Source organism: Micromonospora sp. WMMB482 (assembly GCF_019038635.1).
GTDB classification, from domain to species: Bacteria; Actinomycetota; Actinomycetes; order Mycobacteriales; family Micromonosporaceae; genus Micromonospora; species Micromonospora marina.
Genome location: NZ_JAHOPD010000020.1, coordinates 3,118,092 through 3,141,867 on the forward strand (window position 1 = coordinate 3,118,092; position 23,776 = coordinate 3,141,867).

Annotated in this window: 27 protein-coding genes; 13 read left to right on the top strand and 14 right to left on the bottom strand. The window is 73.6% G+C overall.

Translation table 11 applies throughout. The annotated features are described in order from the left end of the window. Positions 1-3: 3 nt before the first annotated feature. Entirely contained in the window at positions 4-486 is a 483-nt protein-coding gene (locus KSK32_RS15805) for a MarR family winged helix-turn-helix transcriptional regulator (protein WP_254187073.1), read from the bottom strand. Positions 487-572: 86 nt separating this feature from the next. Here KSK32_RS15805 and KSK32_RS15810 point away from each other — a divergent pair, with 86 nt between their 5' ends. Further along, positions 573-1,220, top strand: a complete 648-nt coding sequence (locus KSK32_RS15810; protein ID WP_216931907.1) for an FMN-dependent NADH-azoreductase — start codon at positions 573-575, stop codon at positions 1,218-1,220. A gap of 80 nt (positions 1,221-1,300) precedes the next feature. Here the strand turns inward: KSK32_RS15810 and KSK32_RS15815 are convergent, their stop codons facing one another. The 3 genes from KSK32_RS15815 to KSK32_RS15825 all read right to left on the bottom strand — a co-directional run bounded on the left by KSK32_RS15815 (position 1,301) and on the right by KSK32_RS15825 (position 5,772). Further along, complete coding sequence (locus KSK32_RS15815; RefSeq protein ID WP_216931908.1) at positions 1,301-2,335, bottom strand: 2-oxoacid:ferredoxin oxidoreductase subunit beta; 1,035 nt, start codon at positions 2,333-2,335, stop codon at positions 1,301-1,303. Then, complete coding sequence (locus KSK32_RS15820) at positions 2,328-4,175, bottom strand: 2-oxoacid:acceptor oxidoreductase subunit alpha (protein WP_216931909.1); 1,848 nt, start codon at positions 4,173-4,175, stop codon at positions 2,328-2,330. The genes KSK32_RS15815 and KSK32_RS15820 overlap by 8 nt, the downstream gene beginning before the upstream one ends. A 196-nt stretch (positions 4,176-4,371) precedes the next feature. Beyond that, on the bottom strand, positions 4,372-5,772 hold the full coding sequence (locus KSK32_RS15825) for a hypothetical protein (RefSeq protein WP_216931910.1): 1,401 nt from the start codon (positions 5,770-5,772) through the stop codon (positions 4,372-4,374). Positions 5,773-5,896: 124 nt separating this feature from the next. On the opposite strand from KSK32_RS15825, the gene KSK32_RS15830 reads away from it, so the two are divergent. Beyond that, a complete protein-coding gene (locus tag KSK32_RS15830) occupies positions 5,897-6,274 on the top strand; it encodes an NADH-quinone oxidoreductase subunit A (protein ID WP_018788942.1) in 378 nt (125 codons plus the stop codon). Between the two features lie 17 nt (positions 6,275-6,291). Here KSK32_RS15830 and folP read toward each other — a convergent pair whose 3' ends face one another. Further along, positions 6,292-7,161, bottom strand: a complete 870-nt coding sequence (gene folP / locus KSK32_RS15835; RefSeq protein ID WP_091049656.1) for a dihydropteroate synthase — start codon at positions 7,159-7,161, stop codon at positions 6,292-6,294. A gap of 152 nt (positions 7,162-7,313) precedes the next feature. Here folP and KSK32_RS15840 point away from each other — a divergent pair, with 152 nt between their 5' ends. The 4 genes from KSK32_RS15840 to KSK32_RS15855 are packed head-to-tail and all read left to right on the top strand — an operon-like array spanning position 7,314 to position 9,754. Beyond that, positions 7,314-7,961, top strand: coding sequence for a DivIVA domain-containing protein (locus KSK32_RS15840; RefSeq protein ID WP_216931911.1), 648 nt, complete (start codon positions 7,314-7,316; stop codon positions 7,959-7,961). Further along, positions 7,958-8,458 (top strand): SRPBCC family protein, encoded by a 501-nt coding sequence (locus tag KSK32_RS15845; RefSeq protein WP_216931912.1) that lies wholly within the window; start codon positions 7,958-7,960, stop codon positions 8,456-8,458. Before KSK32_RS15840 ends, KSK32_RS15845 begins: the two co-directional genes overlap by 4 nt. Positions 8,459-8,509: 51 nt before the next feature. Then, complete coding sequence (locus KSK32_RS15850; protein WP_216931913.1) at positions 8,510-9,094, top strand: DNA-3-methyladenine glycosylase I; 585 nt, start codon at positions 8,510-8,512, stop codon at positions 9,092-9,094. A gap of 36 nt (positions 9,095-9,130) precedes the next feature. Next, positions 9,131-9,754 carry a hypothetical protein gene (locus KSK32_RS15855; protein WP_216931914.1) on the top strand — a complete coding sequence of 208 codons (624 nt, stop codon included), beginning with the start codon at positions 9,131-9,133 and terminating at the stop codon, positions 9,752-9,754. A 24-nt stretch (positions 9,755-9,778) separates the two neighbouring features. Here KSK32_RS15855 and KSK32_RS15860 read toward each other — a convergent pair whose 3' ends face one another. Both KSK32_RS15860 and KSK32_RS15865 read right to left on the bottom strand, forming a co-directional pair. Further along, positions 9,779-10,570 carry an enoyl-CoA hydratase/isomerase family protein gene (locus KSK32_RS15860; RefSeq protein WP_216931915.1) on the bottom strand — a complete coding sequence of 264 codons (792 nt, stop codon included), beginning with the start codon at positions 10,568-10,570 and terminating at the stop codon, positions 9,779-9,781. A 3-nt stretch (positions 10,571-10,573) separates the two neighbouring features. Beyond that, complete coding sequence (locus KSK32_RS15865; RefSeq protein WP_216931916.1) at positions 10,574-11,392, bottom strand: PaaX family transcriptional regulator C-terminal domain-containing protein; 819 nt, start codon at positions 11,390-11,392, stop codon at positions 10,574-10,576. Positions 11,393-11,582: 190 nt separating this feature from the next. Here KSK32_RS15865 and KSK32_RS15870 point away from each other — a divergent pair, with 190 nt between their 5' ends. Beyond that, complete coding sequence (locus tag KSK32_RS15870; protein ID WP_013283866.1) at positions 11,583-11,750, top strand: DUF3117 domain-containing protein; 168 nt, start codon at positions 11,583-11,585, stop codon at positions 11,748-11,750. Positions 11,751-11,895: 145 nt separating this feature from the next. After that, on the top strand, positions 11,896-13,392 hold the full coding sequence (locus KSK32_RS15875) for a M17 family metallopeptidase (protein WP_216931917.1): 1,497 nt from the start codon (positions 11,896-11,898) through the stop codon (positions 13,390-13,392). Positions 13,393-13,430: 38 nt separating this feature from the next. Here KSK32_RS15875 and KSK32_RS15880 read toward each other — a convergent pair whose 3' ends face one another. Then, complete coding sequence (locus tag KSK32_RS15880; RefSeq protein WP_081636063.1) at positions 13,431-14,081, bottom strand: O-methyltransferase; 651 nt, start codon at positions 14,079-14,081, stop codon at positions 13,431-13,433. 211 nt (positions 14,082-14,292) lie between these two features. Here KSK32_RS15880 and KSK32_RS15885 point away from each other — a divergent pair, with 211 nt between their 5' ends. Both KSK32_RS15885 and KSK32_RS15890 read left to right on the top strand, forming a co-directional pair. Further along, the gene (locus KSK32_RS15885; protein WP_216931918.1) at positions 14,293-15,597 is read left to right on the top strand and encodes a S1C family serine protease; all 1,305 of its coding nucleotides are present in this window, start codon (positions 14,293-14,295) and stop codon (positions 15,595-15,597) included. 72 nt (positions 15,598-15,669) lie between these two features. Further along, the gene (locus KSK32_RS15890) at positions 15,670-16,086 is read left to right on the top strand and encodes a preprotein translocase subunit TatB (RefSeq protein ID WP_216931919.1); all 417 of its coding nucleotides are present in this window, start codon (positions 15,670-15,672) and stop codon (positions 16,084-16,086) included. 149 nt (positions 16,087-16,235) lie between these two features. Here the strand turns inward: KSK32_RS15890 and KSK32_RS15895 are convergent, their stop codons facing one another. From KSK32_RS15895 to KSK32_RS15905, 3 genes are all read right to left on the bottom strand, one after another. Next, entirely contained in the window at positions 16,236-17,381 is a 1,146-nt protein-coding gene (locus tag KSK32_RS15895; RefSeq protein WP_216931920.1) for an Mrp/NBP35 family ATP-binding protein, read from the bottom strand. A gap of 72 nt (positions 17,382-17,453) precedes the next feature. Next, positions 17,454-18,059 (bottom strand): DUF1003 domain-containing protein, encoded by a 606-nt coding sequence (locus KSK32_RS15900; RefSeq protein WP_216931921.1) that lies wholly within the window; start codon positions 18,057-18,059, stop codon positions 17,454-17,456. Continuing rightward, positions 18,052-19,338, bottom strand: a complete 1,287-nt coding sequence (locus tag KSK32_RS15905) for a magnesium transporter MgtE N-terminal domain-containing protein (RefSeq protein WP_216931922.1) — start codon at positions 19,336-19,338, stop codon at positions 18,052-18,054. The genes KSK32_RS15900 and KSK32_RS15905 overlap by 8 nt, the downstream gene beginning before the upstream one ends. 33 nt (positions 19,339-19,371) lie before the next feature. Between KSK32_RS15905 and KSK32_RS15910 the strand changes: the two genes are divergently transcribed. Next, positions 19,372-20,241, top strand: a complete 870-nt coding sequence (locus KSK32_RS15910) for a PhzF family phenazine biosynthesis protein (protein ID WP_216931923.1) — start codon at positions 19,372-19,374, stop codon at positions 20,239-20,241. Positions 20,242-20,256: 15 nt separating this feature from the next. Then, positions 20,257-20,790: a hypothetical protein gene (locus KSK32_RS15915; RefSeq protein WP_216931924.1), complete on the top strand. Its 534-nt coding sequence runs from the start codon at positions 20,257-20,259 to the stop codon at positions 20,788-20,790. Between the two features lie 23 nt (positions 20,791-20,813). On the opposite strand, the gene KSK32_RS15920 is transcribed toward KSK32_RS15915, so the two are convergent. Continuing rightward, positions 20,814-21,509: an HAD family hydrolase gene (locus tag KSK32_RS15920; protein ID WP_216931925.1), complete on the bottom strand. Its 696-nt coding sequence runs from the start codon at positions 21,507-21,509 to the stop codon at positions 20,814-20,816. Positions 21,510-21,615: 106 nt separating this feature from the next. Here KSK32_RS15920 and KSK32_RS15925 point away from each other — a divergent pair, with 106 nt between their 5' ends. Continuing rightward, positions 21,616-22,572, top strand: a complete 957-nt coding sequence (locus tag KSK32_RS15925; protein ID WP_216931926.1) for a DMT family transporter — start codon at positions 21,616-21,618, stop codon at positions 22,570-22,572. Between the two features lie 170 nt (positions 22,573-22,742). On the opposite strand, the gene KSK32_RS33450 is transcribed toward KSK32_RS15925, so the two are convergent. Together KSK32_RS33450 and KSK32_RS15935 are read right to left on the bottom strand one after the other, a co-directional pair. Next, complete coding sequence (locus KSK32_RS33450) at positions 22,743-23,387, bottom strand: hypothetical protein (RefSeq protein ID WP_254187075.1); 645 nt, start codon at positions 23,385-23,387, stop codon at positions 22,743-22,745. An 84-nt stretch (positions 23,388-23,471) separates the two neighbouring features. Continuing rightward, entirely contained in the window at positions 23,472-23,759 is a 288-nt protein-coding gene (locus KSK32_RS15935; protein ID WP_216931927.1) for a hypothetical protein, read from the bottom strand. Positions 23,760-23,776: the final 17 nt, after the last annotated feature.

The window sequence follows — 23,776 nt, forward strand, 5'->3', positions numbered from 1 at the left end:
CGGTCAGCAGGCGCCCGCGCCGCCCTCCGCGATCACTTCACCGCAGGTCGACGACCGGCCCTGGGTGGCGCGTCGCAGCAGGTCGTAGAGCAGGGCCCGCTCGCCGGGCGCCAGCGCGCCGAGAACCTCCTCCTCCGCCCCGGCGAGCGCGCACTCGGCCTCGCGCAGTCGCTTCGTGCCCGCCTCGGTGAGGCGTACCTCGTGCCGGCGGCGATCCTCCGGGGAGCGGCGGCGCTCGGCCAGGCCGTCCGCCTCCAGGTCGTTGAGCAGCCCGACCACGTTCGTGCTGTCGATCTGGAGCGTGCCGGCCAGCGCCTGCTGGCTGATGCCGCCGGAGTCGCGCAGCACGGTGAGCGCCACCAGATGACGGGGGCGCAGGCCCAGCGGTGCCAGCACCGACTCCGAGCGCAGCCGCATCCGCCGGGCCAGGTGATCGAGCAGGGGCCCGGAGCGGCGCTCGGACTCCTCGACCGGTGCGGCGGACATGTGACCCAGTTTACGCGCTCCGAGGAACATCGGCCTGCTATAAATAGTTCGTTCTACACGAACGATCGTCAGAGGAAGGATTACCAATGGCACACCTACTGCACATCGACTCCAGCATCACCGGGGAGCGGTCGATCAGCCGGCGGCTCACCGCCCGCGCCGCCGCCGCGTGGCGCGCCGCCCACCCGGACGGCACCGTCACCTACCGCGACCTGGGGCAGAACCCGCTGCCGCACCTGAACACGGCGAGTGGCCTCGCGCGCATGGTGCCGCCGGATCAGCACACGCCGGAGCAGCAGGCGTCCTGGCGGCTGACCGAGGAGGTCGTCGCCGAGGTGACGCGGGCCGACACCGTCCTGCTCGGGCTCCCGCTCTACAACTACGGCCCGCCCAGCAGCGTGAAGTCCTGGGTCGACCACCTGATCGCCCCCGGCATCGCGTACGACCCGGCGACGAACGCCGGGCTGCTCGGCGACCGTCAGTTCGTCGTCCTGGTCAGCCGCGGCGGCGGGTACGGTCCGGGCACCCCGCGGGAGGGCTGGGACCACGCCGAGCCGTGGCTGCCGCACGGCCTGTCCCTGACCGGGCTGGAGCCGCGGTTCATCTGCACCGAGCTGACCCTGGCCCCGGTCAACCCGGCGATGGCCGAGCTGATCCCGTTGTTCGAGCAGAGCCTCGCCGCGGCCGAGCGGGCCGTCGACGAGCTGTGGGTGTCCGCCTCGGCGGCCGCCTGACCGAGCCGCGTCACACGCGAGGGGCGGGCCGTTCCGCGGGGGAACGGCCCGCCCCTCGTCCGTGACGGGTCAGCGGCGGATCAGAGGATCGTCCAGGTGTCGCCGCTGCCGAGCAGCGCGGCGAGCTGCTGCTCCGGGCTCCGGTCGACGGTGGCCTTGGCGGCCGTGACCTGCTCCTGCACCACGCTGTCGTAGGAGGGGCGGTCCACCGACCGGAACACCCCGATCGGGGTGTTGCTCAGGTCCAGGCCGGGCAGCCGGGACAGCGCGAACGCGTACGCCGGGTCGGCCACGCCCGCGTCGTGCACCACGATCTCCTCGGCCGGCGTGTTCGCGGTCTCCCGGACCTCCAGCCCGAAGCCGCCCGGCGGGTGGACGACGCAGAACTGCCCGCCTGCGCCGAACGTGATCGGCTGCCCGTGCTCCAGCCGGATCAGGAAGTCGTCCCGGGTGGCCGGCTCCTTCAGCGGGTCGAACGCGCCGTCGTTGAAGATGTTGCAGTTCTGGTAGATCTCCACGAACGCGGAACCCTCGTGCTGGGCGGCGGCCCGCAGCACCGACTGGAGGTGCTTGCGGTCCGAGTCGATGGTCCGGGCCACGAACGTGGCCTCGGCGCCGAGTGCCAGCGACAGCGGGTTGAACGGTGCGTCCGCCGAGCCGACCGGCGTCGACTTGGTGATCTTGCCGACCTCGGAGGTCGGCGAGTACTGGCCCTTGGTGAGCCCGTAGATCCGGTTGTTGAACAGCAGGATCTTCAGGTTCACGTTGCGGCGCAGCGCGTGGATCAGGTGATTGCCGCCGATGGAGAGCGCGTCGCCGTCACCGGTGACCACCCAGACGGACAGGTCCGGCCGGGACACCGACAGGCCGGTGGCGATCGCCGGGGCACGGCCGTGGATCGAGTGCATGCCGTACGTGTTCATGTAGTACGGGAAGCGCGACGAGCAGCCGATGCCCGAGACGAAGACGATGTTCTCCCGGGGGATGTTCAGCTCCGGCATGAAGCCCTGCACGGCCGCCAGGATGGCGTAGTCGCCGCAACCGGGGCACCAGCGCACCTCCTGGTCGGACTTGAAGTCCTTGGCGGTGAGCTTGAGGGCGACGGGCTCAGACATTCTTCAGGACCTCTTCCAGCATCGTCTCCAGCTCGGCGGCGGTGAACGGCAGGCCGCGGACCTGGTTGTAGCCGATCGCGTCGACCAGGTACTTCGCCCGGATCACGTGGGCGAGCTGGCCGAGGTTCATCTCCGGCACGACCACCTTGTCGTACCGGCCCAGCACCTCGCCGAGGTTCGCCGGCATCGGGGCCAGGTGCCGCAGGTGGGCCTGGGCCACCGAGAGCCCGCGCTGGCGCAGGCCACGGCAGGCCGCGCCGATCGGCCCGTACGTCGAGCCCCAGCCCAGCACCAGCACCCGGGCGTCGCCGTCCGGATCCTCCACCTCGACGTCGGGGACCGGGATGGTCTCGATGCGGGCCGCCCGGGTCCGCACCATGAAGTCGTGGTTGGCCGGGTCGTACGAGATGTCGCCGGTCTTGTCGGCCTTCTCCAGGCCGCCGATCCGGTGCTCCAGACCCGCCGTGCCGGGCACCGCCCACGGGCGGGCCAGCGTCTGCGGATCCCGCAGGTAAGGAAGGAACGTGGTGCCGTCCTCGCCGTTGGGCTTCGTGGCGAACTCGACCCGCAGGTCGGGCAGCGACTCCACGTCCGGCAGCAGCCACGGCTCGGAGCCGTTGGCGACGTAGTTGTCCGACAGCAGGATCACCGGGGTGCGGTAGGTCAGCGCGATCCGGGCCGCCTCCAGCGCCGCGTGGAAGCAGTCGGCCGGGGACTTCGGCGCGATCACCGCGACCGGCGCCTCCCCGTGCCGGCCGTACAGGGCCATGTTCAGGTCGGCCTGCTCGGTCTTGGTGGGCATGCCGGTGGACGGCCCGGCCCGCTGCACGTCGACGATGACCAGTGGCAGCTCCAGCGCCACCGCCAGGGAGATCGTCTCGCTCTTGAGCGCCACGCCCGGACCGCTCGTGGTGGTGACGCCGAGCGAGCCGCCGTACGACGCGCCGAGCGCCGCCCCGACCGCGGCGATCTCGTCCTCGGCCTGCATGGTGACCACGCCGAACTTCTTGTGCTTGCTCAGCTCGTGCAGGATGTCCGAGGCCGGCGTGATCGGGTACGCGCCGAGGAACACCGGCAGCCCGGAACGCACCCCGGCGGCCACCAGGCCCAGCGACAGCGCCGCGTTGCCGGTGATGTTCCGGTAGGTGCCCGGCAGCATCTTGGCCGGCTTGACCTCGTACCGGACGGAGAAGTCCTCGGTGGTCTCGCCGAAGTTCCAGCCGGCCCGGAACGCGGCCACGTTCGCCGCCACCAGCTCGGGGCGGGCGGCGAACTTGCGCTCCAGGAAGCGCAGCGTGGACTCGTACGGGCGGGAGTACATCCAGCTCAGCAGCCCGAGCGCGAACATGTTCTTGGCCCGTTCGGCGTCCTTCTTGGACACGTCGTGCTCGGCCAGCGCGCCGATCGTCATCGAGGTGAGCGCCACCGGGTGCACCGCGTACCCGGCGAGCGAGTCGTCGTCGAGCGGGCTGGCCGCGTAGCCGACCTTGGCCAGGTTGCGCCGGGTGAACTCGTCGGTGTTGACGATGATGTCCGCCCCGCGCGGCAGGTCGGCCAGGTTGGCCTTGAGCGCGGCGGGGTTCATCGCCACCAGCACGTTCGGCGCGTCGCCCGGGGTCAGGATGTCGTAGTCGGCGAAGTGCACCTGGAAGCTCGACACGCCGGGCAGGGTGCCGGCGGGAGCCCGGATCTCGGCGGGGAAGTTGGGCAACGTGGAGATGTCGTTGCCCAGTTGCGCCGTCTCCGAGGTGAACCGGTCGCCGGTGAGCTGCATGCCGTCGCCGGAGTCACCGGCGAACCGGATGACCACCCGGTCCAGCTGACGGATCTGCTTGGTCACACCCGCACCTCGCTTCACTGAGCGCCGTCGCCCCTGCCGGCCCGGCCCGCTCCGATTCTCACGTCAGAGCCTACGTCGCCACGTTAGGGCCACCTTGGTCGAGGTCCGACGTATGGGACTGGTTCGGGCCGCTGTATGCCCTGCTTTGCAGGGTTTAGTACCTGGGTCCGTAACCCAGATCACCGCATATCCATGATCACCGGTCGGTGATCGGACGCTCCGGCACGGTGATGTCGCTGCGGCGGCGCAGCGAACGGGTCGCCAGCGTCAGCGCGAGCACGACCAGGAGACCGGACACGGCGATGAGCGCGACGGCGGTCCCCCGGACCGAGGTGCCGTCCCCGTCCCGTCCGCCGGCGGCGACGAGCACGCCCTGCGAGCCGGTCGGGGCCGGCGCCCCGCCGGGCGGGACGGTTTCCGCCGCCGCCGCGCTGATCCGGAAGCTCATCTGCACCTGCCGGTCCCGCCCGCTACGCGGATCCAGCCGGCCGATCACCGCGCCGGACAGGGGCGCCCGACGCTGCGCCTCCGCCGAGGCGGCCAGCGTCAGCCGTACGGTCGTGGTGCGCCCGGCCGCCAGCGCGCCCAGCTCGCAGCGGGTCCGGTCGGCCGACAGCGGGGCGCAGCCGCTCTCGCTGCCGGCCACGGTCACCCCTTCGGGCAGGAGCACCTCGATCCGGCCCGCCGCGTCGACCTCGCCGGTGTTGCCGAGCCGGACGGTGAGCGTGCTGGGCGCGCCGCTGATGTCGAACAGCACCTCGTCGGCGCGCAGCGAGATGCCCGGTACCGGCGGCCCGGGCGGGAACAGCACCGCGAAGCCCTCGTCGTCGTACGCCGCACCGGTCACACCGGGCGCGACGGCGGTTACCTGGACCGATCCGGCCAGCGGCATGGTCCGCCAGGCGTCGCCGTCGACCCGGAGCCGGATGGTCGCGCTGAACCGGGCGCCCGGCTCCGCGTCCCACCCGACGCAGCGGTGGTTGCCGTCGCCGGCCGATTCGCAGCCCGGGGTGCCCGCGTCGGTCAGGCCGGGCGGCAGCGTGTAGCCCAGGCTGATCCGCTCCGCCCGCCCGCCGGTGTTGGTCACCGTCACCCGCAGCGTGGCCACCGTGGCGTCGGCGTTCCAGTAGGCCGGCGGGAGGACCACGTCTTCGGTGTTCACGCGTACCCCCAGGGGCCCGCCGGCCGGCTGCGCCGGCGGTGGCGGCGGGGTCTTGACCGGCGGTACGACCGGCGGGGGCGCCGGTGCCGTGGTGGCCGGCGCGGCGGTGGTCGGCGCCGGTTCGGCGGGCGCGCTCGTCGGCGGCGGGGGCGGCGGGGTGGTGACCGGAGCCGGAGGCTCGGTCGCGGGTGGCGGCGGCTCGGTGGGCGGTGGGGCCGTCGCCGTGGTCGTCGGCTCGCCGGTGGCCGCGGGTTCGGTGGGCTCGCCGCCCGGCTCCACGGGCTCGATCATCCGGAGCGCGGCGGCCGGCCCCGGGTGGGCGACGGCCCCGACCGGCGCCACCGCCACCAGCGCCGCGACCAACGCGGGCGCCAGCAGCGCGAGGGTACGGCGGAGCGCGACCCGCCGAACGGGTCGAACGCGCAGGCGGGCCATCTGTCCTCCGGGACGATCAAGAGGTCTCATTATTCGGTGATGCTTGCCATTCAGCACCAGTCCTGCCAGGAAACAAATTCGTAACGTGTCCGGGACATCTGGACGGGACCGGTACGCTCCGGTCGTGACCGGATATCTCGGCTCCTACGCCACGCTCGGTCTGCTGCTGCTCGCCGCCGTGCTCTTCTTCGTGACGGCGTTCTCCGCGAACCGGGTGTTACGTCCGAGCCGGCCGGCCGAGCCGTGGGGCAAGCGGACCACGTACGAGTGCGGCATCGATCCGGTCGGCGGCGACTGGGCCCAGATGCAGATCCGGTACTACGTCTACGCGTATCTCTACGTGCTCTTCGCGGTCGAGGCGGTCTTCCTGTTCCCGTGGGCGCTGGTCTTCGACCGGCCCGGCTTCGGCGCCACCACCGTCGTGGAGATGGGCGTCTTCGTGGCGATCGTCGCGCTCGGCATCCTGTACGCGTGGCGGCGCGGCGTCCTGCGCTGGACCTGACCCGCCCGGACCGTCCGCTAGGCCAGCCCGCGCCGGGTCACCGCCGGCGGCCGGTCGCCCCGGATCGACGCCACCATGTCCAGCACCCGGCGGGTCTCGCGGACCTGGTGGGCGCGGAACACCCGGGCGCCGAGCCAGGCCGAGACCGCCGTCGCGGCGAGCGTCCCCTCCAGCCGCTCGGGCACCGGCAGGTCGAGCGTCTCGCCGATGAAGTCCTTGTTCGACAGGGCCACCAGCAGCGGCCAGCCGGTGCCGGTCAGCTCCGCCAGCCGCCGGGTGATCTCCAGCGAGTGCCGGGTGTTCTTGCCGAAGTCGTGCGCGGGGTCGATCAGGATGCCGTCCCGGCGCACACCCAGCCCGGCCGCGCGTTCGGCCAGCCCGGTCACGGTGCCGACCACGTCGGCCACCACGTCGTCGAAGGCGGCCCGGTGCGGCCGGGTACGCGGGGCGAGCCCGCCGGCGTGCGAGCAGACCAGCCCGGCACCGGTCGCCGCGGCCACCCGGGCCAGTGCCGGGTCCGCCCCCGACCAGGTGTCGTTGAGCAGGTCCGCGCCGGCCGCGACCGCCTCCACGGCCACCTCGGCGCGCCAGGTGTCGATGGAGACGACCACGTCGGGGAAGGCGGACCGGACCGCCGCGATGGTGTCCACCGTCCGCCGGATCTCCTCGGCCACGTCCACCTCGTCGCCCGGCCCGGCCTTCACCCCGCCGATGTCGATGATCTCGGCGCCCTCGTCCACCGCGCGTTCCACCGCGCGCAGCGCGCTGTCCTGGGCGAAGGTGGCGCCCCGGTCGAAGAACGAATCGGGGGTGCGGTTGACGATCGCCATCACCACCAGCTCACCGGGGCCGAACGTCCGTCCGCCCAGCCGCAACGCCCCGGTCATGCCCGCCTCCTCGCCGCCGGACCGCACCGGCCGGTCCGACGCTATCCGGTCCCGCCCGCGCCCCCCGTGCCGGTCCCGCGAGCCGCAGGCATTTATCGACCGGACGTCTCGGAGGGCTCGCCCGATCCCGGCCCGCATGCCACGATCTGTGCATGGGTGAGGTTCTGCTCCTCTTGGTCGTCGTGCTGACCGTCGCGGCTGTGGTGTTCGGGGTGACGGTGCTCGTCTCCGGCAAGGATCCGGGCCTCACGCCGGCCGAGCCGGACGGGCGGGCCGTGCCCCTGCCCGGCAGCCGTCCGCTCGACGAGTCGGACGTGTCCGACGTCCGCTTCGACACGGCGCTGCGCGGCTACCGGATGAGCCAGGTCGACGCGGCGCTGCGCCGGGCGGCGTACGACATCGGCTACAAGACCGAGCTGATCGGCGTCCTGGAGGCGGAGAACGCGGCCCTGCGGGACGGGCGCATCGAGGACGCCGACGCGCTGCGCCGGGCGCGCGAGGAGGCCGCCGCGACCCGCCCCGAGACCGAGCGGGCGCCCGGCCCGTCCACCCCGGAGCCGGTGGTGATCGACCTGTCCGCGCCCGAGCCGCCGGCCCGGCCCGGCACCGACGGGCAGCCGGAACGCACCGATGCCGACGGGCAGCCGCAACGCGCCCCGGCCGAGGCGGGCGTGGCGGAGGCCCCCGCCGCCGCGGCGACCGAGGACACCGTCTCCCCGGCGAACGGGATCGCCGCCGGCCCGGACCGCGCCGACGACGACCGGGAGCGCGGCTCGGTGGTCCGCTCGGAGTCGGCGTGACCGGCGCCGGCCGGGCGGCCGACGACTTCGCCGAGGCGTCCCGCCGCGGCGCCGCCGAGGTCACCGCCACGGTGATCGTCGAAGCTCCGGCCGACCGGGTGTTCGCCGCCCTCACCGCGTGGGAGCGGCAGTCGGACTGGATCCCGCTGACCCGGGTCCGGGTGGTCGAGGGCGACGGCGGCGAGGGCAGCCTGGTCGAGGCGGTCACCGCGCTCGGTCCGGCCGTGCTCCGCGACGAGATGCGGGTGGTCCGGGTCGACGCGCCGTACGAGGTCGGCGTGGTGCACTGCGGCAAGCTGCTGCGCGGCCCCGGCGTGCTGCGCTGCACCCCGATGGACCGCGACCGCACGCAGGTGGTCTGGCACGAGTGGTTCCACCTGCCGGGCGGACCGGCCGGCCGGGTGGCCTGGCCGGTGCTCTGGCCCGGCTCGAAGTTCAGCCTCACCCAGGCGCTGAAGAAGTTCGCCCGGCTGGTCGAGCAGGGTCGCCTGCCCTGACCGGCGGTCGGCGCGGCAGGGCTGTCGGTGGCCCGGCCTATCGTGGACGCCGTGACTGACCTGGTGACCGGCCCCGACGGGCTGCCGCGCTGCGCGTGGGGGGCGAGCACCCCCGACTACGCCGTCTACCACGACGAGGAGTGGGGCCGGCCGCTGCGCGGCGACGACGCGCTCTACGAACGGCTGACGTTGGAGGCGTTCCAGTCCGGCCTGTCCTGGCTGACCATCCTGCGCAAGCGGCAGGCGTTCCGGGACGCCTTCGCCGGCTTCCGGATCGAATCGGTGGCCCGCTACGGCGAGGCCGACGTGACCCGGCTGATGGCCGACGCCGGAATCGTCCGCAACCGCGCCAAGATCGAGGCGGCGGTCGCCAACGCCCGGGCCGCGTCGGAGCTGCCCGAGGGCCTCTCCGCGCTGCTCTGGTCCTTCGCGCCCCCGCCCCGGGCCGCGCGTCCCCGGTCCTTCGCCGAGGTGCCGGCCACCAGCCCGGAGTCCGTGGCGATGGCCAAGGCGCTCAAGAAGCGGGGTTTCCGGTTCGTCGGCCCCACCACCGCCTACGCGCTGATGCAGGCCACCGGCATGGTCGACGACCACCTGGCCGAGTGCCACGTGAGCGGTGACCGGGCCGGGGTGTGACGGAGCGCGCCACCTCCGGCGTGATGGGATTGGGGCATGACCGACACCGAGCCGCGTACGACCGGGACGACAGACGGTGCGACCACGACCGGAGCCTGGGCGGTGCTGCTGCCCGCCGAGCGCTTCGAGGCCGAGCGGCTGGTGCACCACGACGCGCTGGAGCTGACCGGGCTGTCCGAGTTGGTCCGCCCTCGGCCCGGTGACCGGGTGGCAGTGCTCGTCGACGAGCCGCTGCGCCTGGTCGCGCTCGGCCGGGTCGCGCTCGCGTCGTCCGAGACCCGGGAGGACCCGGACGATCCGCAGTCCGACGCGGTGGCCGGGTCGCTCGTGGTCGCGTACACCCGGCGGGTGCTCGACGAGCCGGTGCCGGTCGACGGCCCGGCGCCGGACGGCCCGGTCGTGGCGCTCGACCCGGCCCGCTGGCGGTCGCTGGCCGACCGGCTCGGTCCGCCGCCCGCCCGCAGCACCTGGCTGGTCAGCCTGGACCTGCCGATCGAGGCCGCGTCGCGCGCCGAGGCGGTCCGGATCTTCTGGTCCTACGTGCAGGACCTGGGCCCGCGGGAGCTGCCGGCGTTCGTCTCGCCGTACGGCGACGAGCTGGCCATGCAGGCGTTCGTGCTCGGCGTCGAGGCCAACCAGGATCCGGAAGAGGACGACTGAACCCTCCGGGCCCGGCCGGCGCGGTCAGCGGCCCTCGAAGACCGGCTTCTGCTTGTCGACGAACGCCATCGTGGCGGCCCGGTGGTCGGCGGTGGCGCCGCAGATCGCCTGGGCCTGCGCCTCGGCGGCCAGCGCGTCGGCGAGCGTGCCCGCGTCGGCGATGGAGAGCTGACGCTTGATCGCCCCGTACGCGACGGTCGGGCCGGCGGCGAGCCGGGCGGCCAGTTCCTGCGCGGACGGGAGCACCTGCTCGTCGTCGTCCACCAGCCTGGTCAGCAGGCCCAGCCGGCAGGCTTCCTCGGCGCCGACCGGCTCGGCGAGCATCAGCAGCTCGACGGCCTTGGCGTGGCCGACCAGCCGGGGCAGCGTCCAGGAGGCGCCGGTGTCGGCGGCGAGGCCCACCCCGGCGAACGCCATCAGGAACCGGGTCTTCGGGCCGCCGATGCGGAAGTCGGCCAGGAACGCCAGCGAGGCGCCCGCCCCGGCGGCCATCCCGCGCACCGCGGCGACCACCGGCTTGGGCAGGTTGGCCAGCCGGGCGGCGATCGGGTTGTAGTGCGCCCGCACGGTGCCCAGCGGGTCGGCGCCCGAGGTCTCCAGCGTCCGCACGTGCTCGCGCAGGTCCTGCCCGGCGCTGAACGAGCCGCCCGCGCCGGCGAGCACGACCGCCCGGCAGGACCGGTCGGTCTCCAGCTCGGCCAGCGTGTCCCGGAGCGCCTCCTTGAGCGCCACGTCGAGCGAGTTCATCGCCGTCGGGCGGTTCAGCGTCAGGGTGACGACGGCGTCGGTGCGGTCGACGAGGAGCGGCTCGGTCACGTTCTAACGACCCTTCTGTCGGGCGAGGCGGTTGCCGGCGTCGAGGCACTGTTCGACGTACCGGTCGGCGGCCGGCCGGAGCCGGGCCGCGTGCCGGTCGAAGAAACTGGCCGCGCTGGTGCCCGGCCAGCGCTCGGGCAGCAGTGCCGGGGGCAGTTGCGGATCCCGGAACAGGAACGTACGCCATGCGTGCACGAGCCGGAACCGGGCCGCGTACGCGTCCTCCTCGCTGCTGCGGACCGTGACGCCGGAGAGCAGCGGCTTCTGCTCGGCGACGAACCGCTCGTACGCCCGCCCGATCTCGGCCAGGTTCCAGGCACGGCGGACCACGCCCATCGCGCCGGGGGTGCCGGCCGCGTGCGCGGCGGTGAACCGCTCGTAGCGCACGCCCGCCTCGTCGAGCAGCAGGTCGACGTCCTCGCCCGGGCGGGTGGCCACCCAGGTGCAGTCGTCGAGCGTGCCGTAGCCGAGGAAGGCGAGGTTCGCGGCGAGCCGCTGCCGGTCCCGGCGGGAGGAGGGCGCGGTGAGCACCAGGAGGTCGAACCGTCCGTCCCAGCTGTGCCGCCCAGTCCGGTAGATCCGGGACGCCGCCTCGTCGAGTCGACGAGCCGCCTTCGGGGTGATCGAATATCCCGGTCCGGACGCGAGCCGGAGTGGTTCCAGCCAGCCCTGGCGGACCATCCGGGAGACCGCGGTGCGTACCGCCGGTGGGGCGATCCCGAGCGGGGCGAGCAGCTTGACCAGGGCGGCGACCGGTGCGCGGCCACCCCGGGCCCGGAGGTGGTCGCCGTACAGGTCGAAGAGTGCCGACCGTGCCTGCATGACCGCACATTGTGACAGGCCTATCCAAGATAAGCTAGATGCTGTTACATCAATGCTGCTTCGGTTTGGGTCCGGCGGTGTTCATCAGGGAAAATCGTTGGTCGAGCCTTCCGCGACGGTTGCGGATGGCGATGGCGAAGTGGCTGTGGGGCAACTCACCGACCCTGGTGTAGGTCTGAGGGGAGACAACATGGCGGCGATGAAGCCGCGGACGGGCGACGGTCCGCTGGAAGTCACCAAGGAGGGCCGGGGCATCGTCATGCGAGTCCCGCTGGAGGGTGGTGGCCGGCTCGTCGTCGAGATGACTCCCGACGAGGCCACCGCGCTCGGTGACGCGCTGAAGGCGGCTGCGGGCTGATTCGAGGAGTGTCCCGCGCGGCGTCCGCCGTGCGGGCGGTTCGTCCTACCCTGAGCCACCGGGATGCCCGGTGGCTCAGGGTATTTCCTCGACGGGTGCGTGATGGAATGCGCCCGTTCAACCCATTTCGGAGGTACGGTCCAGCGTGCTGGTCATTCGTCTGGTGAGTGGGCCCGCGGGGCCCGACGCTCTCGTCCTGCCCGTCCGTCCCGCAGGGCCGGACTCGCCGGAATCCCTGGCCCCGCCGGACTCCCCGGACTCCCCGGCCCGACTGGTCCCGACCGCCGTGGCGCTCGACGCCGACATCCCGGCCGAGGCCGCCGCCGTCCTGCCCGCCACCCGTCTCACCGGCGCGGCCGGCGAGGTACGCGAGCACCTGCGTCCCGGCGGCTCTCCAGCGCGGCTGTGGCTGCTGGGTGTCGGTGGCGGCGACGAGCGCGGCTGGCGCACCGCCGGAGCGGCTCTGGCCCGCGCGGCGAAGGATGAGACGCAGATCACCATCGCGCTTCCCGCCGGAGCGGCGGCGGCGCTGCGTGGCCTCGCCGAGGGGCTGCTGCTCGGCTCGTACCGCTTCCGCCTCACCGAGGCCGGCAGACGTCCCGCCCTGGCCGAGGTGTCGGTCCTCGTCGACGACCCGGACGCTCTCGTCGGCACGCTCGACGCCGCCCGGGCCACCGCCGAGACGACCCGGCTCGCCCGCGACCTGACCAACATGCCCTCGTCCACCAAGAACCCGGAGTGGTTCGCCGCGCAGGTCGCCGAGGCTGCGTCCGGGCACCCCGACCTGCACCTGCGGGTACGCGGCCCGGAGGAGCTGGCGGCCGGGGGCTTCGGCGGTCTGCTGGCCGTCGGCGGCGGCTCCGCGAGCGGCCCGCGCCTGGTGGAGCTGGACTGGCGGCCGGAGGGCGCGCGGACCCACGTGGTGCTCGTCGGCAAGGGCATCACGTTCGACACCGGCGGCATCTCGATCAAGCCGGTGCCGGCGATGAAGCTCATGCGCAAGGACATGGCCGGTGCCGCCGCCGTGATCGCCGCGACGCTCGGCGCCGCCGAACTGCGCCTGCCGGTCCGGGTCACCACGCTCGCCCCGCTCGCCGAGAACATGGTCAGCGGCTCGGCGTTCCGCCCCGGCGACGTGATCCGGCACTACGGCGGGCTGACCAGCGAGAGCACCAACTCCGACGCCGAGGGCCGGCTGGTGCTCGCCGACGCGCTGGCGTACGCGGCCCGCGAGCTGAAGCCCGACCTGCTGATCGACCTGGCGACGCTGACCGGCGCGAACGCCGTGGCCCTGGGCAAGCGGCACGCCGCGCTCTACAGCGAGAACGACGCGCTCGCGGCCGGCCTGCTCGACGCGATCACCGCGGCGGGCGAGGGGGCCTGGCGGATGCCGCTCGCGGACGACTACGTCGAATACCTGGCCAGCGAGATCGCCGACCTGCACAGCTCCCCGGCGCAGGGGGCCGGCTCGGTGGTCGCCGCGCTGTTCCTGCGGGAGTTCACCGGCGACCTGCGGGACAGGTGGGCGCACCTGGACATGTCCGCGCCGTCGTGGTCCGACGACACGCACGGTGAGCTGGTCAAGGGTGCCACCGGCTGGGGCGTGCGCGGGCTGCTGCGCTGGCTGGCGACGCTGGGCTGAATCAGGCGTGCAGGGCACGCTGGGCTGAATCAGGCCGGTCAGGCCTTCACCGCGGCGAGCAGGCCGTGGCCGACCGGAAGCAGCGCGGGCACCCAGTGCTCCGACTCGCGGATCGCCTTGATGGTCTCCCGCACGGTGACGGTCTCGACGTCCCGCGCGGCCGGGTCGCCGATCCGGCCGGCCGCCAGCGCGCCGTTGAGCGCGAGCACGCCGCCGGGGCGCAGCAGCCGCAGCGCCGCGTCCACGTACGCGGCGAAGCCGGTCGACACCGCGTCCACGAACACCAGGTCGTAGGCGCCGTCCGCGAGCCGGGGCAGCACGTCGAGGGCCCGGCCGGTGATGATCCGGGTACGCCCCGACGGGAAGCCCGCCTCCTGGAACAGCCGCCGGGCGATGCGCTGGTATTCGACCTCGACGTCGATCGTGGTGAGCACGCCGTCGGGGCGCATGCCGCGCAGCAGCCACACGCCGCTCACCCCGGTGCCGGTGCCGATCTCCACCACGGCCCGGGCGTTGCCGGCGGCGGCGAGCAGCCGCAGGGCGGCGCCCGACCCGGGCGTGACCGCCTCCACCCCCACCTCGTGGGCGAGGGCGCGGGCCGTGCGCAGCACGAGATCCTCGGTGACGAAAGACTCGGCGAAGTGAAGCGCCTGGGCCGTCGAACTGCCGTGACCGGCGACCGTGGCGATGGGACACCTCCGAGGGGCGGACTGGTGCGAGGGGCGGTATGCACTGTGAGCGTAGAGGCGGGCCGGTACCGGCGCAGCCGCGAGTCCGCCGTGCAGTGCTCACGGAGGGCAACCCCTGACCCCGTTCGCGCCATCCGTGTAATCCTGGATGTGTCCCGCGCGTCACTGTCGTCCGGCTCCGCCGGCCGCCGGCGCGGGGCCAGCGGGACGAGTGGGAGGCACCGACGTGACCGACGGCTGGGACTGGCGGCGGCCCGGCGGATCGCCGGCACCGGGTGGACCGGCGTCCGGGCGACCGCCGCAGGACGCCCCGGGTCAGGCGACGTCGCCGTGGTGGTCCGACGCGCTGGCCGACCCGTGGCGAGACCCGTACGCGCCCGCCGCCGTGGTGGTCCCGGCGGCGCCGACGCCCGGGGCGGGGGAGCCGGAACCGGTCACCGACCCGGATCTGCCGGCCCGGCCGGGGATGCGCCAGGTGGTGCTGATCTCCCTGGTCACGGCGCTGCTGGCCGGTTCTCTCGGCAGCGCCCTGACGTACGCCTTCCTTCGCGGCGGTGCCGTGCCGACGATCGGCGCGCAGAGCGGGCAGGCCCCGGCGCTGGCCCAGCGCAAGCCCGAGTCACTGGCCGGGGTCGCCGAGCGGGTCCTGCCCAGCGTGGTCACGATCCGGGTGGTCAGCCTCGGCGGCACCAGCGAGGGCTCCGGCTTCGTGGTGACCGGCGAGGGCCACATCGTCACCAACGACCACGTGGTCGCCGACGGGACCGGCAGGGCCACCGTCGTGTTCAACGACGGCAGCACGGCCGCCGGCACAGTGGTCGGGCAGGACCCGGAGTCGGACCTCGCCGTGATCAAGGTCTCGCGCAGCGGGCTGACGCCGGTGCAGTTCGGCGACTCCGACGCGCTCGCGGTCGGTGACCCGGTGCTCGCCATCGGGTCGCCGTTGTCGCTCGCCAACACCGTCACCGCCGGCATCGTGAGCGCGCTGGACCGGACCATGCAGGCCGGCGAGCCGGGCGGGCCGACCCGCTACTACGCGGCGATCCAGACCGACGCCGCTGTCAACCACGGCAACTCCGGTGGTCCGCTCGTGGACGGCGCCGGGCGGGTGGTCGGGGTGAACTCGACGATCAAGTCGCTGGTGGCCGACGGGCAGGAGGCGGGCAACATCGGGCTCGCGTTCGCCATCCCGATCAACCAGGCGAAGCGGATCACCGAGGACATCATCGGCACCGGCAAGGCCCGGCGTACGGTGATCGGCGCCCAGGTGGGCGGCACCGGCGCCACCGGCGGCGGGGTACGCCTCAACGCGGTCGAGCCGGCCGGCCCGGCGGCGGCGGCCGGGCTGCGCACCGGGGACGTGGTGCTCCGGCTGAACCGCCACCAGATGACCGATCCGACCGACCTGGTGGCCCTGGTGCGCAAGTACGCGCCCGGTTCCGTGGTGACTGTCGAGTACCGGCGCGGGTCGTCGCGGCAGAACGCATCGGTGACGCTCGCCGCGGATGCGAAGTGAGGACCGGTCACCCCCTCCCCGAGGGTCACCCGACGTGCGTAGTCTTGCCCTGACACGGACGAGGAGGCCGCGGTGTTCGAGAACCTGAACTGGTGGGAGATCGGCGTCCTGCTGCTCCTGGCGCTGTTGATCTTCGGTGATCGCCTGCCCAATGTGATCAACGACGGCCTCCGGATGGTCCGCAACCTGCGCAACATGGCGCGCAACGCCACCGGCGACCTGAGCCGCGAGCTGGGTACGGACATCCAGCTGGAGGATCTGCACCCCAAGGCGTTCATCCGCAAGCACCTGCTCAGCGAGGACGACGAGCAGGCGATCCGCAAGCCGCTCCAGAGCATGTACGACAACCTGCGCTCGGACGTCACAGGCGTGCACGACGAGCTGAAGGACGTGGCGAAGGCCGCCGACCTGCGTACCCCGAGCGTGGCGACCAGCACCCCCACCCCCGCGCCGCCGGCCCCCCGCCCGTCCTACGACGACGCCACCTGACGCCACCCCTCGCCCCGCTTGCGCCGTCGATCATGAAGTTGACGGTGCGACACGCCGCTCCGGCGACCGTCAACCTCATGATCGACCCCGGAAACGGGACCGCCCCGCCCGCGCGCGGCGGGAGGGGCGGTGGGGAGCGGGTCAGCGGGTCAGCGGCCGGCGGGCTTGAGGCCCAGGGGCTTGCCGAGCAGGGACTCGCGGCGAACCGCGAGCCGGTCGGCGACCTGGAACATGGCCTTCGCGGCCGGGGCGTCCGGCTGCGCCAGCACGATCGGCTGACCGGCGTCGCCGCCCTCGCGTACCCGGGTGTCCAGCGGGATCTGCCCCAGCACCGGCACCTGCGCACCGATCGTCCGGGTCAGCGAATCGGCCACCGCCGCGCCGCCACCGGACCCGAAGACCTCCATCCGGGAGCCGTCCGGCATCTCCAGCCAGGACATGTTCTCGATCACACCGACCACCCGCTGGTGGGTCTGCAACGCGATCGCGCCGGCCCGCTCGGCCACCTCGGCGGCGGCCGCCTGCGGCGTGGTGACGACCAGGATCTCCGCGTTCGGCAGCAACTGGGCCACCGAGATCGCGATGTCGCCGGTGCCCGGCGGCAGGTCGAGCAGGAGGACGTCCAGGTCACCCCAGTAGACGTCGGCGAGGAACTGCTGAAGCGCCCGGTGCAGCATCGGCCCGCGCCAGACCACAGCGGCGTTGCCGGGGGTGAACATGCCGATCGAGATGACCTTCACGCCGTGCGACTGCGGCGGCATGATCATGTCCTCGACGCGGGTCGGCGCGCCGTCGGCGCCGAGCATCCGGGGCACCGAGTGGCCGTAGATGTCGGCGTCCACCACACCCACCGACAGACCGCGCGAGGCCAGTGCGGCGGCCAGGTTGACGGTGACGCTGGACTTGCCGACACCGCCCTTGCCGCTGGCGACCGCGTAGACGCGGGTCCGCGAGCCCGGCTGGGCGAACGGGATCACCGGCTCGGCGGTGGCGCCGCCGCGCAGCTTCGACTGGAGCTCCTGGCGCTGCTCCGGGCTCATCACACCGAAGATGATCTCCACACCGCTCACGCCGGGCACGGCGCCCACGGCGGCGGTGATGTCACCGCGCAGCTTGTCCTTCAGCGGGCAGCCGGCCACGGTGAGCAGCAGCTCCACCCGGACCACGCCGTCCTCGCCGCGCTCGGCGGACTGGACCATGCCGAGTTCGGTGATCGGCCGGCGGATCTCCGGGTCGTTGACGGTGGCCAGGGCGGCCTGGATCGCGTCGGAGACGGTGCTGACGGGTGCTGACATGCCCGCAATGCTACGTCGCGGGTCATCGGCCACCGCCGCTGGCGGGGGCGGTGTGAGCGATTCGATGGCCGGTCAGGCGTCGCGCCGGCCGTCCCGCGCGTAGTCGCCGTCCAGCTCGTCCCGGGGCTCGTCCAGCGGCTCGCCGCCCGCCCGCCGGCCCTCACGCTCCTGCTGCCGCCGCTCCAGCTTGCGCCGCCGCTCGGCCGCCTCGTCCAGCTCCTCACCCAGCCGGGTCAGCTCCGAGCGGAGGAAGTCCCGGGTCGCCACGTCACCCATCGCGATCCGCAGCGCGGCGATCTCCCGCGCCAGGTACTCGGTGTCGGCCTTCTGGAGCGTGGCCCGCCGCCGGTCCTCGTCCAGCGCGATCCGGTCCCGGTCCGCCTGCCGGTTCTGCGCGAGCAGGATCAACGGCGCCGCGTACGACGCCTGCAGGGAGAGGATCAAGGTCAGGAACGTGAAGGTGTACGGGTCGAAGCGCAGATCCGCCGGCGCCAGCGTGTTCCACAGGAACCAGGCCACCAGGATCAGCGTCATGTAGACGAGGAAGTTCGCCGTACCCATGCCCCGGGCGATGCCCTCGGCCCAGCGGCCGAACGTCTCCGCGTCGATCCGGCGCAGGCGCAGGTTCCGCGGGGTACGCGGCTGGTCCAGCCGCTCGCCGCGTCGCTGGTCACTCATCGTCGCCGTCCAGGATGCCGTCGTGGGTGGCGGACGAGGGGAATGCCGCGTCCCGGTCCCGCCAGTCCCGCGGCAGGGAGTGGTCGAGCACGTCGTCCACGGTCACCGCGCCGACCAGGCGGTTGTTCCGGTCCACCACCGGCATGCCGACCATGTCGTACGTGGCCATCCGGCGGGTGATCTCGGGCAGCGGCGTCGACGTGCGCAGCGGGTCGATGTCGTTGACCACGATGCCGCCGAGCAGATCGGCCGGCGGTTCGCGGAGCAACCGCTGGAAGTGCACCATACCCAGGTAGCGGCCGGTCGGCGTGGTCAGTGGGGCACGGGTCACGAAGACCTGGGCGGCCACCGCGGGCGAGAGCTGCGGCTCCCGGATCCGGGCCAGCGCCTCGGCCACCGTGGCATCAGGCGGCAGGATCACCGGCTCCGAGGTCATCACGCTGCCGGCGGTGCCGGAGGCGTAGCGCAGCAACTGGCGTACCGGGTCGGCCTCGTCCGGCTCCATCAGGTCCAGCAGCACGTCCTGCTCCGGCGGGGGCAGCTCGTTGAGCAGGTCAGCCGCGTCGTCCGGCTCCATCTCCTCCAACACGTCGGCGGCGCGTTCCCGGTCCAGCGCGGCCAGGATCTCCACCTGGTCGTGCTCGGGCAGCTCGCTGAGCACGTCGGCCAGGCGTTCGTCATCGAGCGCGGCGGCCACCTCGTTACGCCGGGCGTCGGGCAGATCCTGGAGGGCGTTCGCGAGGTCGGCCGGGCGCATGTCCTCCAGGACGGCGAGCAGGTTCGCCGTACCCCGGTTGTCGCCGACCGCGCCCAGCCCGCGGACCCGGTCCCAGTCGACCTGGTGGAGGTGGCCGCGACGGGTGAGCCGGCCGGTGTGCTCGCGCACTGCGACGCGGCTCAGCGCCCACTCGCCGCCGCGGCTGCACTCCATCGCCACGTCCACCACCGAGCCGGCCTGCCCGCTGTCGAGCTGGACCCGGCGGTCCAGCAACTCCTGGAGCACCAGCAACTCGTTCGGGCGCTTCTCGAACCGACGCAGGTTGAGCGTGCCGCTGCCGAGCACCACCGCGTCGGGGTCGATGGAGGTGATCCGGTTGATGGACAGGAAGATGCGCCGTCGCATCGGCATCTCGGCGACCAGGCCGACCACCTCCGGCGGTCGCTGGGTCGCGCGCATCCGGGCCACCGCGTCCCGGACGCGGCCGACCTGGTCGCCGTTCGGGTCGAAGACGGCGACTCCGGCGAGTCGAGCGAGGTAGACCCGGTTCGGCGTGCTCACGGCCACCAGCCTAAGGGCCTACTCTCTAACAACATGTCGACCTTGGGCTACGAGATCGTGGACGTCTTCACCGACCGCCCGTTCGCCGGCAACCCGCTGGCCGTGGTGTTCGGCGCGGAAGGGCTGGCCACCGAGCAGATGCAGGCGCTCGCGCTGGAGTTCAACCTGTCCGAGACGGTCTTCGTGCTGCCGCCGACGCAGGTGGGCGCCACCTACCGGGCCCGGATCTTCACCCCGGCCGACGAGCTGCCCTTCGCCGGGCACCCGAGCGTCGGCGCCGCGGTGACGGCGAGCCGGCGCGGCGTCTTCGACGCGGGCCGGGTCACCCAGGAGTGCGGCGCCGGCGTCCTGCCGATCGAGGTCACAGCCACCGGCGCGACGCTCACCGGCGGCACGCCCACGCTCGGCCCGGAACTCGACCCGGAGCCGCTGCTGGAGATGGTCGGCCTCACCGGCCCCGATTACGTCGGCCCGCCACCACGCGTCGCCGGGTGCGGCCTCGAATTCCCCTACCTTCCGGTACGCCCGGACGCGGTGGCCCGGGCACGGTTGAACACGACTGCGGCGCAGCGGTACGGAGTGGAGCACGTCAGCCTCTTCTCCTGGGAGCCCGGTTCGCAAACCGCGCACGCCCGGGTCTTCGTTCCGGGGCTCGGCGTGCCGGAGGACCCGGCGACCGGTTCGGCCGCTCTGGGACTGGGCGTGTGGCTGGTCGCCAGCGGCCTGCTGCCCGGCGACGGGCGCTCCACGTACACGGTCCGGCAGGGCATCGAGATCAACCGCCCGTCGACGCTCGACTGCACGGTGACCGCGTCCGGTGGACTGGCGGTGGGCGCGACCGTGTCCGGCCAGGTCATGCCGGTGGCCCGAGGCGAGATCACCGTCCCCCCGTTCATCGGCTGACCGCTGCGGGGTGGGATGGGAGAGGATGGCGGGGTGAGTGACGAGGTGGACGAGCGGGTGACGCCGCCGCTGGTGGACGAGGCGGTGAAGAAGGCCGCGGTGTGCTGGGTGAGCACCGGTGGCGGTCCGGCGTACGCGCTGTGGTGCCTGCCGCTTGAGGGCACCCTTCTCGTGGTCACCGGCCCCGGTGAGCAGACCGCACCCGGGCTGGCCGACAGCGACACGGCCGACGTGACCCTGCGCGGCGACCACGGCGGGCGGATCGTCACCTGGCCGGCGCGGGTGACCCGGCTGCGACCGGGCACCGACGAGTGGGACACCGCCGCGCCGTTGGTCGCGGCGAAGCGGCTCAACGCCTCCGGCTCCGCCGCCGAGCTGGTGGAGCGGTGGGCGACGCAGGGGTGCGCGCTCAACCGGCTCGCGCCCGACGGCACCGCTGTCACCGGCGCCGACCTGCCGGACGGCTCGCTGAGCGAGCAGCCCCGGCCGGCCCCTGTGGTGCGGGACGTCCGCAAGCCGTTCCGCCTGCACCGCGTCCGCCGCCGCTGACGCGAACCCGTCGACGAGCCGGATCAGGCGACGGGGACCGGGTCGAGCAGGTCGAGCACGCCGGTCAGCGAGGTCAGCGACGGCCCGTCGAAGTCATGGTCGGCGTTGAGGACCAGGTGGTCGGCGAGATCCGGCGCGGCGAGCCGGACCGCGCTCAGCCCCGCCCGTTCCGCGCCGGTGAGTTCCTGGCTGTCGCCGTCGCCGACGTAGAGGCAGTCGGCGGGGGCCTGACCGAGCCGGTAACACGCGGCCAGGTAGAGCGCCGGGTCCGGTTTGCAGCGCCCGAGGCGTACCGAGAAGACCTGGGCGTCGAGCAGCGGCGCGACGGCGAGCTGCGGCAGGAAGGCGGGTAGTTCGTGAGTGCAGTCGCTGACCAGCCCGGTGCGGACGCCCCGGTGGCGCAACGCGGCCAGCACCGGCACCGCCTCGGCGCGTAGCCGGGTGTCGGCGCGTACTGCTCGGTGCCGGGTGGCGACGGCGGCGCGCACGGTCGCGTCGGACGGGTGGACGCCGAGCCGGGCGCACAGCCAGCGCATCGTCGACTCGGCGTTCCCGAAAGAGCCGCTCGCCCGCTCGGAGAAGCTGCTGTCCAGCACCTCCGCCAGGGCCTCGGTGGAGCAGCCGAGCATGTCGGCGGTGGCGCGGTGGGCGGCTCCGCGCCGCACACAGTGGGTCAGGGTGCCGAAGAAGTCGAACAGCACCGCCTGGAACTTGGGCATGAGGGAACGACTCCGGACGTCGAGGGGGGATCGCCGGGACGCGCATGATCGTAACGGAGTGCTGACGGTCCGTGGTGGCCGGGTGTTCGTGTGATGATTACCGTTCGTGCCGACCGTTCCGCATCGCCCGCCGCTCGACCCGTTGACGGTGGGCGCGCTCGCCCTGGCCGTCGCCTCGGTCTCCTCCTCGGCGCCGCTCGTGGCGTTCGCCGCCGCGTCGGCGCTGGCGGTGGCGTTCTGGAGGACCGCGTTGTCGGTGGCGGTTCTGGGCCCGTTCGCGTTGACCCGGCGCCGCGCCGAACTCCGCGCGCTCACCGTCGGGCCGGGCCGGCGCGAGGGGCTCTACTGCGTACTCTCCGGGGTCGCCCTGGCCGCCCACTTCGCCACCTGGATGCCGAGCGCGCAGCTCACCTCGGTCGCGGCCGCGACCGCGCTCGGCGCGACGCAGCCGGTGTGGCAGGGGCTGATCGCCCGCGGGCAGGGACGGCGGCTGCCGGCGGCGGTGTGGGGCGGCATCGGGGTGGCGGTGCTCGGCGCGGTGCTCGCCACCGGCGCCGACTTCGGCGTCTCCGGCCGGGCGTTCGCCGGTGACCTGCTCGCCGTGGTCGGCGGCCTGTTCGCGGCCGTCTACACCGCGTTCGGTGAGCGGGCCCGGGCCAGCATCAGCACCACCACGTACACCACCGTCTGCTACGGCGTCTGTGCCGCGATCCTGCTCGTGGTGTGCCTGGTCGGCGGCGTACGCCTGCACGGCTTCGACGGCGCGACCTGGCTGGCGATCCTCGCCTTGGTGGTCGGTGCCCAGTTGCTCGGCCACTCGATGTTCAACTACGCCCTGCACCGGGTCTCCGCGACCACCGTCAGCGTGCTGATCCTGCTGGAGGCCCCGGGCGCGGCCCTGATCGGCTGGGTGTGGCTGGGGCAGTTGCCCCGGCCGCTGGCCCTGCCGGGCCTGGCGCTGCTGCTGGCCGGGGTGGCGGTGGTGGTGCTCGGCGGCGCGCGGGCCGGTCGCCGTGCCACACCGGTCGCGGCCCCCGCCGACCCGACCCCGCTCGGCGACTGAGCGACGGGCCTCGACCGCGGCACTCGCGGCCGCGAGCGCAGCCGCCGCGCCGGTCGGGGCGAAGTCGCGCCGTTCCGGCCACCGGGCCGTCCGGCTTGCACGAAAGTGCTCACAGTGGGGGCGGACCGGGACGGCGCGGCGGAGACGGGGTGCACCTGTCGCGGTGACGCTCAGAGGTATCCGGCGAAGTGGTCGGCGACCAGCGCGGCGACCGCCTCGGCGTCCCGGCCGCCGTCCACCTCGATCACGCGTATTCCCAGTGCCCGGGCGCCGGCGACCGCGTCGGCGGCGACCAGCTCGTCGCGCGCGATCCGATGACGCCATGCCCGCTCCGGGTCGCTCACACCGGGGTGCCGGGCCGTCGCCCGTGGCAGCCGTTCCATCTGGTACGCGCGGAACTCCGGCGTCGGCACGAGCACCACCATCTGCCGGGTCGACTCGACGACCGGGGCGACCAGTTCGGGCCGCAGCCCCCAGCCCTCGGCGACCACCCGACGGCCGCTCACCAGCGCGCTCAGGTCGTCCAGCACCCACTCGAAGCGGCGCGGAAACCCGGCGAGGGTCTCGGCCGCCATCCGCCCGGGGTCCGTCGTCACCCAGGTCGCCTCCGCGTCCGGGCCGTCCGGCGGCTCACCCCGTCGGATCCGGTCGGCGATCCGCCGGTCGTCGTGCCCTCGCGCGTCGTGGCGGTCGTAGAGGTACGCGGTCAGCCCGTACCGCAGTGCCAACGTGACCGCGAGTGTCGTCTTGCCGGCCCACTGCGCGCCGCCGACCCAGAGCGCGCGGCGGGCGGTGGCCAGGGGATCGAAGTTCATGCCCCGACACTGCGCCTCGCCGACCCCAAGATCAAGTCTTGTTCTCGTCGTCCCCGCGTGATGAAGTGAAGGAGAAGGGGCAGCTCAGACGTCACGAACCTCCAGCACGCGGGTGGTCGGCGCGGCGGCGCCCACCTCGGCGTGCAGCGCGACGCGGTCCGGGTCGACCAGGAACGCGTCGAGTCCGGCGCGGGCGGCGAACCGGATCACGTGCACCTCGGTCTCCCCGTCCCCGGTGCGCAGCCGCCGTTCCAACTCGCCGCCGTGCCGGCTGAGCAGCGCCAGCACCGCGTCCTCGTACCGCTGCCCGGCGTCCACGTCGGCGCTCAGGTCGACGAGCGCGACCAGCAGGACCGCCTGATCGGTGGTCATGTGTCCCCCCCGGGGTG

Bases quoted from the DNA above. Each gene is read 5' to 3' on its own strand.
- KSK32_RS15805 (WP_254187073.1), bottom strand. From the start codon at position 486: ATGTCCGCCGCACCGGTCGAGGAGTCCGAGCGCCGCTCCGGGCCCCTG.
- KSK32_RS15810 (WP_216931907.1), top strand. From the start codon at position 573: ATGGCACACCTACTGCACATCGACTCCAGCATCACCGGGGAGCGGTCG.
- KSK32_RS15815 (WP_216931908.1), bottom strand. From the start codon at position 2,335: ATGTCTGAGCCCGTCGCCCTCAAGCTCACCGCCAAGGACTTCAAGTCC.
- KSK32_RS15825 (WP_216931910.1), bottom strand. From the start codon at position 5,772: ATGGCCCGCCTGCGCGTTCGACCCGTTCGGCGGGTCGCGCTCCGCCGT.
- folP (WP_091049656.1), bottom strand. From the start codon at position 7,161: ATGACCGGGGCGTTGCGGCTGGGCGGACGGACGTTCGGCCCCGGTGAG.
- KSK32_RS15840 (WP_216931911.1), top strand. From the start codon at position 7,314: ATGGGTGAGGTTCTGCTCCTCTTGGTCGTCGTGCTGACCGTCGCGGCT.
- KSK32_RS15855 (WP_216931914.1), top strand. From the start codon at position 9,131: ATGACCGACACCGAGCCGCGTACGACCGGGACGACAGACGGTGCGACC.
- KSK32_RS15865 (WP_216931916.1), bottom strand. From the start codon at position 11,392: ATGCAGGCACGGTCGGCACTCTTCGACCTGTACGGCGACCACCTCCGG.
- KSK32_RS15870 (WP_013283866.1), top strand. From the start codon at position 11,583: ATGGCGGCGATGAAGCCGCGGACGGGCGACGGTCCGCTGGAAGTCACC.
- KSK32_RS15895 (WP_216931920.1), bottom strand. From the start codon at position 17,381: ATGTCAGCACCCGTCAGCACCGTCTCCGACGCGATCCAGGCCGCCCTG.
- KSK32_RS15900 (WP_216931921.1), bottom strand. From the start codon at position 18,059: ATGAGTGACCAGCGACGCGGCGAGCGGCTGGACCAGCCGCGTACCCCG.
- KSK32_RS15910 (WP_216931923.1), top strand. From the start codon at position 19,372: ATGTCGACCTTGGGCTACGAGATCGTGGACGTCTTCACCGACCGCCCG.
- KSK32_RS15915 (WP_216931924.1), top strand. From the start codon at position 20,257: ATGGGAGAGGATGGCGGGGTGAGTGACGAGGTGGACGAGCGGGTGACG.
- KSK32_RS15920 (WP_216931925.1), bottom strand. From the start codon at position 21,509: ATGCCCAAGTTCCAGGCGGTGCTGTTCGACTTCTTCGGCACCCTGACC.
- KSK32_RS33450 (WP_254187075.1), bottom strand. From the start codon at position 23,387: ATGAACTTCGATCCCCTGGCCACCGCCCGCCGCGCGCTCTGGGTCGGC.
- KSK32_RS15935 (WP_216931927.1), bottom strand. From the start codon at position 23,759: ATGACCACCGATCAGGCGGTCCTGCTGGTCGCGCTCGTCGACCTGAGC.